At 70.8% G+C, this 12,719-nt stretch carries 10 protein-coding genes; 4 read left to right on the top strand and 6 right to left on the bottom strand.

Annotated elements, in window-relative coordinates; genetic code table 11:
* Position 1: 1 nt before the first annotated feature.
* Both KIK09_RS25155 and KIK09_RS25150 read right to left on the bottom strand, forming a co-directional pair.
* Positions 2-1,132, bottom strand: coding sequence for a hypothetical protein (locus KIK09_RS25155; RefSeq protein WP_214321802.1), 1,131 nt, complete (start codon positions 1,130-1,132; stop codon positions 2-4).
* The gene (locus KIK09_RS25150; RefSeq protein WP_214321801.1) at positions 1,117-2,460 is read right to left on the bottom strand and encodes a hypothetical protein; all 1,344 of its coding nucleotides are present in this window, start codon (positions 2,458-2,460) and stop codon (positions 1,117-1,119) included. Before KIK09_RS25150 ends, KIK09_RS25155 begins: the two co-directional genes overlap by 16 nt.
* Before the next feature lie 147 nt (positions 2,461-2,607).
* Between KIK09_RS25150 and KIK09_RS25145 the strand changes: the two genes are divergently transcribed.
* Together KIK09_RS25145 and KIK09_RS25140 are read left to right on the top strand one after the other, a co-directional pair.
* Positions 2,608-5,352, top strand: a complete 2,745-nt coding sequence (locus KIK09_RS25145; protein ID WP_214321800.1) for an AfsR/SARP family transcriptional regulator — start codon at positions 2,608-2,610, stop codon at positions 5,350-5,352.
* A gap of 48 nt (positions 5,353-5,400) precedes the next feature.
* On the top strand, positions 5,401-6,453 hold the full coding sequence (locus KIK09_RS25140) for a serine hydrolase (protein ID WP_214321799.1): 1,053 nt from the start codon (positions 5,401-5,403) through the stop codon (positions 6,451-6,453).
* 13 nt (positions 6,454-6,466) lie between these two features.
* Here the strand turns inward: KIK09_RS25140 and KIK09_RS25135 are convergent, their stop codons facing one another.
* On the bottom strand, positions 6,467-6,823 hold the full coding sequence (locus KIK09_RS25135; protein ID WP_214321798.1) for a cupredoxin domain-containing protein: 357 nt from the start codon (positions 6,821-6,823) through the stop codon (positions 6,467-6,469).
* 932 nt (positions 6,824-7,755) lie between these two features.
* Here KIK09_RS25135 and KIK09_RS25130 point away from each other — a divergent pair.
* Complete coding sequence (locus tag KIK09_RS25130) at positions 7,756-8,823, top strand: carboxylate-amine ligase (protein WP_214321797.1); 1,068 nt, start codon at positions 7,756-7,758, stop codon at positions 8,821-8,823.
* A gap of 9 nt (positions 8,824-8,832) precedes the next feature.
* Here the strand turns inward: KIK09_RS25130 and KIK09_RS25125 are convergent, their stop codons facing one another.
* Together KIK09_RS25125 and KIK09_RS25120 are read right to left on the bottom strand one after the other, a co-directional pair.
* On the bottom strand, positions 8,833-9,129 hold the full coding sequence (locus tag KIK09_RS25125; RefSeq protein WP_214321796.1) for a hypothetical protein: 297 nt from the start codon (positions 9,127-9,129) through the stop codon (positions 8,833-8,835).
* Between the two features lie 92 nt (positions 9,130-9,221).
* Complete coding sequence (locus KIK09_RS25120) at positions 9,222-10,055, bottom strand: alpha/beta fold hydrolase (protein ID WP_214321795.1); 834 nt, start codon at positions 10,053-10,055, stop codon at positions 9,222-9,224.
* 63 nt (positions 10,056-10,118) lie between these two features.
* Between KIK09_RS25120 and KIK09_RS25115 the strand changes: the two genes are divergently transcribed.
* Positions 10,119-11,729 (top strand): SMI1/KNR4 family protein, encoded by a 1,611-nt coding sequence (locus KIK09_RS25115; protein WP_214321794.1) that lies wholly within the window; start codon positions 10,119-10,121, stop codon positions 11,727-11,729.
* On the opposite strand, the gene KIK09_RS25110 is transcribed toward KIK09_RS25115, so the two are convergent.
* A complete protein-coding gene (locus KIK09_RS25110) occupies positions 11,715-12,614 on the bottom strand; it encodes a hypothetical protein (protein WP_214321793.1) in 900 nt (299 codons plus the stop codon). The two genes, KIK09_RS25115 and KIK09_RS25110, sit on opposite strands and share 15 nt — an antisense overlap.
* Between the last annotated feature and the right edge of the window lie 105 nt (positions 12,615-12,719).

The following is a 12,719-nucleotide window of genomic DNA, read 5'->3' as shown; positions in this document are numbered from 1 at the left end:
CTCACGGGCCCGGGCAGGCCGGGACGACGGTGGCCAGCCAGGCGACGACCTGCGGGTCGGGGCGCGTCAGGCGGGTGCCGTCGAAGGCGGCCTCGCCCGACACCTTGAACGGGCCGAAGGAGACCGTGGCGCCGCTCGCGGCCTTCTGGCGGTCGGCGTCGCTCCAATCGGCCTCGACCACCAGGTTGCGGACCGCGAGCATCCGGGTGGTGAGGGCGGGCAGCAGCCCCTTGTTGTCCGTGAGCAGCCCGGTGGACAGGCCGTGCGCGGGCAGCCCGGGGATGATCCACCCGCTCAGGTGGCACAGCTGAGGCTCCAGCCAAGGCCTGCGCAGGCCCACCACCCGGTAGTCGAACGACAGCCGGAACCTGGACGTGGTCTGGCTCGCCTTCCCGCTCGCCTCGGCGGCGCGCGACACCGTGAAGACGTCCCGCCAGACCAGCCCGCCGGACGGCAGGAGCGGTTCCCTGGCCCGTATCCTGTCAAGCAGCTTGATCACGCGCGGATCCTCCAGCGGCGGCTGCTCGCGGATCGGGACGAAGATCCCCGGCGGCTTGATCAGCGGATCGATGGGCACCGGGCCGAGCGGCTCGATCTCCCGCCAGACCAGGTCGGGGATGTCCTCCGGGATGAACAGGCCCGGCGAGGGCGGCGGCGGGGGATCGGCGTCCTCGCCGCCGACGCGGAACGACGCCGAGCTCCATCCGTCGTGGCCGAGCCAGTCCGCGGGGGCGGCCCGCACCGGGTGGTACAGGTCACCGGGCAGGTCGAGCCGGGCCAGGGTCATGAGCTCGAAACTGGCGCGGTTGTCGGCGATGACCCGGGCCACGGTGACGCGGACCGGGTCGTCGACCGGCCCTGTCGGCAGCGCGCTGGTGAGCACGAAGTTCCAGATGTCGTCGTAGAAGCTCCCGGTGTCCAGGAACGAGGAGGCGACGGCGGGAATCGCGTTGGCGAGGTCCGCCAGCGCCTCGGCGGCCGCGGGACCCGCCAGGGAGGCCATGGCCCCCACGTCCTTCCCGGCGGGTTCGAGGATCACCATCGAGGAGGAGCCCGCGAGGCTGTCGGCGGGAGCCAGCAGCTGGGCGAGGTGACCGTACAGCTGGGCGCCGGCCGCTACTTGGGAGGGCACGGCGGCACCTTCGTGCAGACGAAGCCGAGCAGCTGGATGTCGGGGATCTCGAAGCCCTGGCCGGTGCGGTGCGCGTTGAACTTGTCGCTGGTCGAGCTGTGGCTGTAGTTGCCCGCGACGGCGAACGGCCCGTAGCCGACGCTGGCCGAGCCGCTGATCGCCGAGTCGATGCGCTCGGAGTCCTGGTGTGACCAGTTCGCCGTCACGTGCACGTCTCGGACGATCACCAGCGCCTGCGGGATGAGCGGCATCAGCGGGTCGGCGCCGCCTGAGATGCCCCCGGCCCCCGACAGCGATCCCAGGTCCCAGTTCGGCAGCTTGAACAGGCTGGCGTCCATCCACTTGCGGTAGATGGGGCAGATGCGCCACTTGAAGGACAGGCCGATGTCGGTGGTGTCGGCGCTCATGCTCACGCGGCTGTCGGAGGACGACACGCCGCCGCCGAAGCTCCACAGTCCGACGTTCACCTGGGCGGACGCGCCCCACGAGGTGGCCTCGGAGGAGAAGGAGTTGTTCAGCGTCGACTCCGAGAAGGAGAACGTCGGCCAGGTGCTCGCGTCGGCGCCCGCCCAGTCCGATGGCGCGATCGTGGTCCTGAAGAAGGTCTCCTGGAGCACGTTGACCAGCTCGAAGGCCTGCAGGCGGAACTGGGCGTCGGCGAAGGCCCTGGCCACCTGCCCCTCGTTGAGCGTGGCCAGCTGCGCCTTGGTGGACCTGATCTGGTCCCGGCCGGCGGCGCCCCAGTCGGCGAAGGCCCGCCTGGGCCGCTGGAGCGCCTGGGCGCCGACGATCGGCCAGACCCGCTTCAGGTTCTCGTCGGCCTGCGCGGCGGCCCACTGCCCCACGTAGGCCATGTAGGCGTCCTGGTAGTTGTTGAAGGCCCGCTGCTCGTTGTCCGCCAGCGCCGTCGGGCGCTCCACGGTCCGGCCCTCGTCGTCCTTGACCTGCTCGACGAGCACCTTGTTCAGCTCGTCCCGCTGGTGCTGGATCTCGGGGGAGGGCGGCGGCTCCGTGACGTGCACGGTGTTGACCATCTTCGAGTACACGTCCGACACCGACCGCCCGGTCGGCGCGTACATGTGGCTCACCGCGGGGATCTCGTCGACCAGTGAGGCGATGTTGAAGGCCGCCTGGATGCTGCCGTCGGTGTTGCCGGGCGACCACGGGTTGCGGTAGTCGGCGGCGTTGAGCACCAGGCCGCGCTGGGCCATCACGAACGTGGTGTTGGCGCTCTCGAAGGCCGAGGCCATGCCGGAGTCGGGTTCTCCGCTGATCACCTTGAACATGCGGTCGTAGAGGGTGAGTGCGATGCGTTCGTCGAGGGACATGCTCTACCTCCTCTGAAGAGTCACGGGACGGACGGCCCTGGCACGTTCCAAGCCCCTCAAGCCGTCCGCCCCGACGCTCCCGAGCCTGCGCCCAGCCCGGGCCGGCCGCATGAGTAACCCCCTACTCATTGCCGTTAACCTGTCCCGATGACGTCGGGGGTGCGGGTAGGGGTTCTCGGGCCGGTGCGGGCCTGGCGGGACGGCACGGCGCTGGACCTGGGTTCACCCAGGCAGCGGGCCCTGCTGGCCTGCCTCGCCCTGGACGAGGGGCGGCCCGTCAGCCTTGACCGGCTGATCGACGCGCTGTGGGAGGACGATCCCGCGCCGACGGTCACCCCGATGGTCCGCAGCTACGTCTCGCGCCTGCGCGGGGTCCTCGGCCACGAGCACCTCGTCCGGCTCGGCGGCGGCTACGCGCTGCGCGGCGTCGGCACCGACCTCGCCGAGTTCCACACACTGACCGCCCAGGGGCGGCACCGCCGCGCGCTCGCGCTGTGGCGCGGCGACCCCGTCCCCGAGCTGACCGGCCGGTACGGCCAGGCCACCCGCACCCAGCTCGACGACCTCCGCCTGACCGCGATCGAGGCGGCCTGCGAGCAGGAGCTGGCCGCGGGCGCGGCAGGCGGCCTCGTACCCGAGCTGCTGGACGTCGTGGCCCGCCACCCGCTGCGGGAGCGGCCCTGCGGCCTGCTCATGCGGGCCTACGCCGCCGCCGGGCGGCACGCGGAGGCGCAGGCCGTCTACGCGGAGTTCCAGCAGCTCCTGGCCGAGGAGCTGGGCATCGATCCCGGGCCCGAGCTGGCGAGGTTGCACAGCGGCCTGTCGGCCGGTCCACAGGCCCCCGTCCCCGCGCAGCTCCCGCCGGACATCGGCGACTTCACCGGCCGCGCCGCCCAGGTGGACGAGCTGGTGGGGGAGCTGCGGACAGAGCGGGAGCGTGCCCCGGTCGTGTCGGTGGTCTCGGGCATCGGCGGGGTCGGGAAGACGACGCTCGCCCTGCATGTCGCGCACGCCGTACGGGGGGATTTCCCCGGCGGGCAGCTGTATGTGGACCTGCAGGGGGCCGGGCCCGCCCCGGCGGATCCCGTGGCGGCGCTGGCCGGGTTCCTGCGTGCGCTGGGTGTCGGCGATCAGGAGATCCCCGACGAGCCGCAGGAACGGTCGGCGCTGTTCCGGTCGATCGTGTCCGGCAGGCGGATGCTCGTCGTGCTCGACAACGCGGCCGACGCCGCGCAGGTGTCGCCGCTGGTGCCCGGCGACCACGGCTGCGGCGTGCTGGTGACCAGCCGGGTCAGGCTGCTCGGGCTGGACGGCGCGCGGGTGCTCGACCTGACCGTCCTCGAGGGGGACGAGGCGGTCACGCTGCTCGCGAAGATCATCGGTCCCGAGCGGGTGGCGGCCGAGCCCGAGCAGGCGCGGCGGCTGGCCGAGCTGTGCGGTCACCTGCCGCTGGCCGTACGCGTCGCGGGAGCCCGGCTGGCCTCGCGCGGCACGTGGACGATCACGTCGATGGTGGACAGGCTGGCCGGCGAGCGCGACCGGCTCAGGGCGCTGCGCGTGCGCGACCTGGCCGTGGAGAGCAGCTTCGAGCTGTCCTACCGCCAGCTCGACCCCGGCTGCGCCCGCGCGTTCCGGCTGGCCGCCGTGCCCGACAGCGAGGACCTGTCACTGTCGTCGGCCGCCGCGCTCCTCGGCGTCGACGAGGACGAGGCGGAAGAACTGCTGGAGAACCTGGTCGACCTCAGCCTGCTCGAGTCCCCCTCGGCCGGCCGCTACCGCTTCCACGACCTGCTCAAGGTGTACGCGCGCCAGCAGGCCGACGGGGAACGCGAGCAGGCGCTGGACCGGCTGGTGGTCCACCTGCTCGCCACCCTGCAGAGCGCCTGCGAGGTGTGGCGGCTGGCCCTGTACTGGGCGGGTCCGCGCGAGGGCGGCGGCCTGCGCTTCGCGGGGAGCCCTGAGGCCGACCGCTGGCTGGCCGCCGAGCTGCCGGGGATCTGGCCCGTGGTGGCGCAGCGCGGCGACGCCGTGGCAGTACGCCTGCTGCGGCTGCTCGAGGAGCGCGTCGACCGGATGGTGCACCAACGGGAGTTCCGCAAGGCCGCCGAGGCCGTCAAACAGGACGCGGAGGCGCGCGGCGACCTCGAGACCGCCGCGGGCGCGGTCTGCGTCCTGGGCAGCGTGTTGTTCACGGTCGGCGAGCACGCCCAGGCCGAGCCGTTGCTGCGCGCGGCCGCAGGCCACGCCCGCGACAGGATCCTGCTGTGCGAGATCACCACACTGCTCGCCCTGGTCATCGCCACCCGCCTCGACTATCCGGCCGCCGTCGAGGTCGCGCTGGCGGCGGTGCGGGCCGGGCGCGAGTCAGGCGATCCGGCCGCCGAGGCGCGGGCACTGACGAACCTCGCCCAGATCCAGCTCCGCACCGACCAGGCGGAGGAAGCCCTCGTCCACATCACGGCCGTCATCGGCCTCGTCAGGCCCGTCAAGACCGTGGACTTCGAGGTCTCGATCATGGGCGACGTGCTGACGGCGCTCGGCCGGCACGCCGAGGCCATCCCGTGCTACACGGAGGCACTGGAGGCCTACCGCGCCCAGGGGCTCGTGCAGATGAGCGTCGAGAACCTGGTACTGCTGGCCGACGCGCATCTGCGGACGGGGCAGCTGGAGCAGGCCCTCGCCCAGGCGGACGAGGCACTGGCGTTGTCGGTCGAGATCGAGGACCAGGTCAACGAGGCCCGCGCCCTGCTGGCGCGCGGCGAGACCCTGGTGGAGCTCGGCGAACCCGACGAGGGTCAGGAGTGCCTGCGCCGGTCGCTGGCCATCTACGACAGCCTCGACATCACCTCACCCCGCCTGGACCGCATCCGGGCGTCGCTGGTCGCTGACTAACGGTTCGCCTCATGTTACGTTGGGTGATCATAGACCTCGGAGGCACCCATGGCTGGGCCGTTCCCCGACCCTTATCCCACGCTCCTGGGCGACGACCCCACGCTGGGATCGGCTCTCGAAGTCGCCATCGAGGAAGCGCTGCGGTCCCCGCTCATCGAGCACCCACTGCGCGTGGCGATCTCCATCGCCTCGATCGACGAGACGACCTCACCCCTGGACTTCAAGCACGCGGGACATCGGTTCGGCGACACCTTCTACTCGGCCAGCCTGCTGAAGGTCGCCGCCATGTACGCGGCGTTCGAACTCCGGCGCAGCGTCAACAACCTCGCGGCCGGATCGTCCACGCCGGGCGAACTGTTCGCCCTGCTGCACAGCGAGTTCGACCAGCCGATCAGCGACGCCGTGCCCGCGATCGCCGCGGAGCCGGGCCTGAGCGGCGTGCCGAGACAGCCGAACTACGAGGGCATCTTCGCCACCATCCCGCTGGTCGACGGCGGGCTGGCCTGCGAGTTCAACGGCGCCTTCCAGGCCAACCTGCGCCGCATGATGATCAACAGCGACAACGACGCCGCGGCGGCGTGCATCCGGCTGCTCGGCTACAGCTGGATCAACGGGGCGCTGAAGGCGGGCGGTTTCTTCTTCCCTCCCGCGCAGTCGGGGATCTGGCTCGCCGGCACGTTCAACAAATCGCTGACCGCGGTGCGCATCCCCAGCGCCAACGACGGGATGGTCGCCCAGGCGATGACCTGCTTCGACATGGCGAACCTGTACGCGCACCTCTTCAGCGGCACCCTGGTCGACCAGGCCGGTTCGAACGACATGCTGGCATTGCTGGGCACCAGCGCGTCGGTCGGCGATGATCCGTCGTACATGGACTTCACCCGGCGAGCCCTGACGCCCAGATCCTTCACGGTGACCCACTCGAAGATCGGCCTCGGCCCGTTGAAGACCGGTCAGATGGTGACCTCGGACGGCGCGATCGTCGAGCACGGCGACTCAGGCCGCAGGTTCATCGTGGTGTGGCAGAACAACTTCCAGGACAAGGACTCGCTGGAGTCCATCGGTTTCATCGTGGACCGGACGATCGGGCAGGTCATCTAGCCTGCACGACGCCCTACCGCACGCCGATCCACGTCCACATGCCCATGAAGCGGTGACCGTCGACCGGGCACCACACCGAGTAGCGGCCCCTGTGCAGCTTGACCGTGAGCGTGGTCGAGCCGCCGGGGTTGAGGAAGGCAGACCTCGCGCTGACTCCGCGCCCCGCGATGGCGAAGCCGTGGGGAACGGTTCCCGCGTTCCTGATCGTGAAGGTGACGGAGCCGTGGTGGAAGACGTGCCGCATCGAGATGTGGCCGTCGTGCAGCGTCACTCCGGCGCTGGCCATCGTCGCGCTTTGCGGTGCCGCCACGGCGGCCGTGCTCGTGCCCGTGCCCATCGTGAGTGTCAGGGTGGTCGATGCGAGCACCATCGCCAGACTGGATACGCCTGTTGAGCGAATCGCAGCAAACATGATCGCCATCCCTTCATCGTGGCGTTCGATGTCAGCTATGGCATCGTTTTCCCTATTCTCTCGCACCTCCGAGTAATCTCATGTCCACGAATTCTCCAGCAGCGCGCGCGTAAGCTTTACGGGTCGCTTGTTTAATCGCTACGGAATCGACGGGTCGCTTGAAAATGTCCACGGTGTGCTGAAGCATTGTTCTCAGGGCTTGACCAACGGCGAGGTGGCCGGTCCGGCCCTTTCGACTGCGGCGTTCGATCTCCCGCCGCAGCAGGGGTACGTGCGGGTTCCATTCGCTAATTCCCCCGTTACGGGCGCCATTTTGCCGAGTCTGCTGGGAATCTGATTTCGGTGAATGGCCTGCCGTACGGGCGGATCATGGAAGAGGCCGGCGGACCTTGGCGAGCAGGTCGGGCGGCAGCCGCGCGTAGCCGAGCAGGAAGAGGCTGGACTGGCCCGCGTTGCTGGTGGTGCAGTTGAGGAAGCCGAGCAGCATCGGCGGCGAGCCCTTGGCGCAGGCGGACGCGCTCGGCGGGAAGGCGGGCCCGGGGGTTGTCGGCCGCGATCGCGGCGACCTGCGCGACCGACCCCGAGCCGGTGACCGTGACGATAGGGCTCGACGGCACTGGCCGCTTCCGGCCGCACGAGGTCAGCGCGACCGCTGTGAGGCTCCCGCCGGACCGGTCCGCCAAGCGCGGCGGAATGCCAATCCGCCGTTTCTCTTGCCGGGTTTATCTCCCGAATGTGTTTCGGACTCTGAGGTCAGTGCCGAAGCCCTCATTACCCGGGGCCCCTGTCCATATTTGCCATGTTGGCGACATTGTCGTGGCGGCACGAGTCAGGAGGGCTGTCATGCACCCCTAATGGAAGGGACAGGAACGCCACAGGAGGAGACCGCGATGTCGCAGCACGCCTTACCGCTCACGCTCGGTGTCGAAGAGGAATTCCTGCTTCTGGATGCCGCGACGGGGGACCTCGCACCGGCTGCTCCCCAGGTGCTCGCCGCGGTCGGGGAAGAAGGCGTCAAGTCCGAGCTCATGCTGTACCAGATCGAGACCGTGACGGGCATCTGCGCCGACCTCGAGGAGGTCCGCGAGCAGATCACCGAGCTGCGGTCCATCACCGCCGCCGCGGCGGCCAGGTACGGCTGCCTGCTCGTGGCCTCGGGCGTCGCCCCGGGCGCCCTGCTCGGGCTCGACTACCTGACCGACGACGTGCGTTACCGCAGGCTCGCCCTCCGGCACGCGGGGATCGTCGCCGAGGCCGGCACCTGCGCCTGCCACGTCCATGTCGGCGTGCCGTCGCGCGAGGCGGGACTCCAGGTGCTCGTCCGGCTCCGCCCGTGGCTGGCGGCGCTGCTCGCCCTGAGCGCCAATTCCCCCATCGCCGGCAACCGCGTGACCACGTGGGCGAGCTGGCGCTACCGCCGCTGGGCGCGCTGGCCCTCGGCGATGCCGCCGCAGCACTGGCACAGCACCGGTGACTACGACGCGACCGTACGCTCGCTGATACTCCAGGGCAAAGCGCTCGACGAGCGCGCCGTCTACTTCCACGCCCGCCTGTCGCCCCGCTACCCGACGATCGAGGTCCGCCTCATGGACACCTGCCTGAGCGTCGAGGACACCGTCCTGATAGTCGCGCTGGTGCGCGCCATGACCGCCGCCGCGCTCGAGGACATCGCGTACGGCAGGCCCGCACCGCGCGTGCCGGAGTACCGGATCCTCACGGCCCTGGCCGCGGCCGCCCGCCACGGCAGGCAGGCCCTGCCCGCCCTCCCGCAACGCCTGCTGTCGGCGGAGCCGCTGGCGAGCCTGCTTACCGAGCTCGCCCGGCGCGGCACGGGCGCGGAACGGCAGCGTGCGCTGTGGGAGAGCGCGGGCTCGTTCGCCGAGTTCGCCAACCTCCTCGCCGAGGCCACTCTCACCCCGGCCACCCGGGGCATCGAGACCGACCACGCCCCGGGTTGACGCCGGCGACTACCGAACGGGTACGGCGAGTTCGCCGCCGCGGTAGAAGCCTTCCCGCTCCTCGATCACGTAAGGAGTCATGGCCTCACGCCGACGGGTCTCGCTCTCGGAGCTCCGCCAGGCGTCGCACGACTCCTTCGTGTCCCAGAACGACACCCCGGTGATCTCCTGCCCGTCCTCGGACCAGTACGCGTAGGCCTGGCGCAGACCCTCCGGATACGGGGTAGGGCGCCAGGCCCTCTCGAAGTCTTCCAACGTGCCCGGCTTGATGCGGCGTGTCGTCACCCAGACGTAGTGCTCCCTCATCGCAGCCTCCCCCGGAACGCCATTCGGCTCGCGGCGCTCTCCCATCCACCATAGATCCGGCCCCTGGGACATCTCGACCGGGAGCCCTGCCGTCAGTCTCGACTCTGGAGGAAGGCGATGAGGGCGGCTGTGAGTTCGGCGGGGGCGTCCTCCTGGACGAGATGGCCCGCGCCGGCGATCGGTTCCCATGTCGCGCCGGGGATCAGGTCGGTGAGCTCCTGCCCTTTCGCCACGGGGATCCAGGTGTCGTCCTGGCCCCAGCAGATCAGCGTCGGGATGCCGATCTCGGCGTACCGTCCCTGGACTTCGTCGGTGTAGCGCTGGTCGGCCTGCGCGATCTGCCGGTAGAAGGCCGCCTGACCGGGATCCCCGAGCCAGGGCTGGACGAGCCGGGCCAGGACCGCGGGATGCAGGCCGGGGCTGCTGGCGGAGCTGACGTACTCGCGGACCAGGGCATGGTGCAGCGCGGGCGGCAGCTGTTCGAAGACCTGCGAGTGCTCGCCCACCAGCCGGAAGAAGGGGGATCCCCACGGCGCGAGCGCGACCGGATCGACCAGGGCGAGCGCCCGGTACCGGGCGCCGTGCAGCAGATGCGCCCGCAAGGAGACGGCGCCGCCGAAGTCGTGGGCGACCACGAAAGGTTCCCGCAGCCCCCAGTGGGCCAGGAGCTCGGTGAAGACCCGTCCCTGGGCGGCCAGGGACACATCCTGGTCCGCGGACATCTCGGACGCCCCGTAGCCGGGCATGTCCCAGACGAACACCTGGTGGTCCCGGGCGAGAGAGCGGGCGATGCCGCGCCAGACATACGAGGAGAAGGGGGTGCCGTGCAGAAGGACCACCGGCTGCCCTGCGGGGTTTCCCCAGCGGTCCCAGCGAACCTCGCCGGATGAACTGGAGAACGTCTCGGTCAGCTGCCATCCGTCCATGGACGCCGCCCCTCTCGATCACGCGGCCGTGCTTGATGATCTGGACATGCTACAAAGGGCCGCGTGATCGACGACGTGCTCAGGGGCCTGGCCGAGAAGATCGCGGCGGTGGCGCCACCGAAGTGGCGCAGGGCGGAGCTGCGGGGGTTCGCGGTCGGCCAGGACGGGTCGGGGTACAGCGGGCTGAGGTTCGAGCCTCATCCGGGTGGCGGCGACCTCGACCCGCATGAGGAGCTGCGCGCCGTGCACGCGCTGATCGGGCCGGCCGGCGAGCAGGTGACCGTCGAGCTGGTCGTCGAGGCCAGGGGACGGTTCGAGGCGGTGGTCAGCGAGTCGCTTGAGCGTGACGACGCGGGCGGCTTCCTGTACGTGCTCGACCGGCACGCGCTGCCGCCCGAGCCCGCGGCGTTCCAGCGGGGACCGGTGGACGCCACGCAGGCGGGGGACCCGCGCGAGGCGGTCGCCCTGCTCGGCGCGTACCTGCGCGAGCGCGACCGGATCCTGGGTCGGGACACGTACGCGCCCCCGCCAGCGCTCCCCGAGGCGCGCCGTGCCCAGCTCGGGACGGGGCTGCCCGACGACCTGCGGGCCCTGTACGAGCACATCGACGGCGACGGCGGTGAGGGACTGCTCGACCGGCACCCCTGGTTCGGCCTCGAACTGCTGCGGAGCCAGAGCCGGCCGGAGAACCGCTGGTGGGCCCGGGGGCGCACGTGGCGCGATCACCTGCGAAGACCGCTCATCACCAGCGACGGCCCGCCGCTCGCGGTGCGCCGGGCGTCGGACCACCCTGGCTGGATCCCGTTCGCCACCAGCACCGGCGGCGACTTCCTGGCCGTCGACCTCGCGCCGGGCCCCGGCGGGCGGCCCGGCCAGGTCATCCGCATGGGCCTGCACTACGACGACGGCCCGGCCTACGTCGCCGACTCGGTGACCGGCCTGCTGCGGCAGCACATCGCGGCGCTGCGGTCGGGCGCGTACCAGGAAGAGGACGGCGAGCTGTGGGTCGACTGGGAAGAGCCGACGGAGGAGAACCGCTCACTGACGATCACCGGCCCTGACGCGGCCTCCATGCGGGGCATGCGTCCCGACATCGAACATCTGACGGTACGCAACGCCCCCTGGGCCGACTTCGGACCGCTGCGAGGCGCGCCGACCCTGTGGCAGGTCACGGTGGAGAACCTGCCCGGGGCGGACCTGACGCCGCTCCTCGACACGCCGGTCGAGCTGCTCGCCCTGTCCATGGACGCGATCGACCTGGCGCCGCTGGCGGGCCACGCCACATTGCGCCTGCTGACGCCGCGTACGGACAGTCCCGTGGACCTGGCGCCGCTTCTGTCGTGCCCGCGCCTGTACGGGCTCGACCTGTCCCGCGCCGCAGTCTCCGACCTCGGCGTCCTCGCCGCGTTCAAGGACCTGCTCTACCTGCGCCTTCGCCGCGCGCAGTGGGAGGAGCTCCAGGAGAGGGCCGGTCTCCCCGCACGGCTCGCGGCCGCCGGGCTGGCGGCCGAGCCGTACAGGGAGAAGACCTGGTGGTGGTCGGTCGACAAGGCCCACCACGCTCCGGAGCCGTCGCTGCGGACGGCGGTGACCTGGGCGACCCGCCTGGCCGGCCGTGCGGCGGACGTGCGGGTCTTCACGGGCCGGTTCGCCCGCGGGTCAGCCTCTCGTTGAGATCAGCTCCATGGCGCGCTGGTGCTGCTCGGGCGACGGCTGCCGGGTCCAGGTGATGCCGGGCAGGTTGTCCGACAGCATGCGGGCCATGACCACGGACATGACGTCGGACGGCTGCGCGTGCGGCATGTGCGGGCGCGTCGACCGGTATCCGGCCAGGACCCGGCCGTAGTCGTACATCAGCGTGTTGGTGAAGCGGCTGCGCTCGGCGTCGGCGCTCTCCAGCCCCGCCACGAACTCGGGCTCCGGCTCCTCGATCACGGCCTTGTAGACGTCGAGCCGGTTGCGGATCTCGCTCGGATCGGCGTGGCTGTGTGCGTCGTCGTACATGCGCGCCACGTGCCGCGGCATCTCCACGAGCACGGTCAGCATGCCGTACCCGCCGTTCTCGTCGCCGTAGCCGCCCACGCCGCCGTCAACGCCCTGGGCGTGCGTGGCGCTCATCATCGCGCCGGTGAAGTCGTACTTGTCCATGCCGTCGACCGGCTCCGCCATCCAGTCGTCGTCGAGGTGCAGCACGCCGCCGGTCTCCGCCCGCGCGGCGTTCTCGATCAGATGACGTACGGCTCCCGCCGGGTCGCCGAGCGCCTGCGGTCCCAGCCCCGCGAACTGCTCGGCGAGCAGGAACAGCGAGACCATCATCGACGGGTCGTAGACGCGCAGCGCGCCGGCCTCCCGGTGCAGGAACACCGTGCTCTCGTCGTCGTAGGCCTCGAGCCCGGCCATGAAGGCCTGTTCCTGTTCCTCGTTGAGGATGAGCTCCCAGGCCCATCGGCGCTCGACGTGGAACTTGTAGAAGTCCTCTCCTCTGAGCGGATCTCGGAACCTCCACCACAGGAATACGCCGACGACCAGGGCGGCGATGACGCCTAACGCGATCCACATAACTATCGACTTTCCTTCGAGTCAGGTTCTATCGGAAATGCCGGATCGTAGCGCCGCCAGCCTGATGATCTCCCGAAAACGCCCGGAAAGACGCGACATGATCAC

The sequence above is a fragment of the Nonomuraea sediminis genome (assembly GCF_018531495.1).
Classification (GTDB): Bacteria; Actinomycetota; Actinomycetes; order Streptosporangiales; family Streptosporangiaceae; genus Nonomuraea; species Nonomuraea sediminis.
The sequence above is the reverse complement of the archived record's forward strand: the minus strand, read 5'-3'. Positions and strand labels throughout refer to the sequence as shown.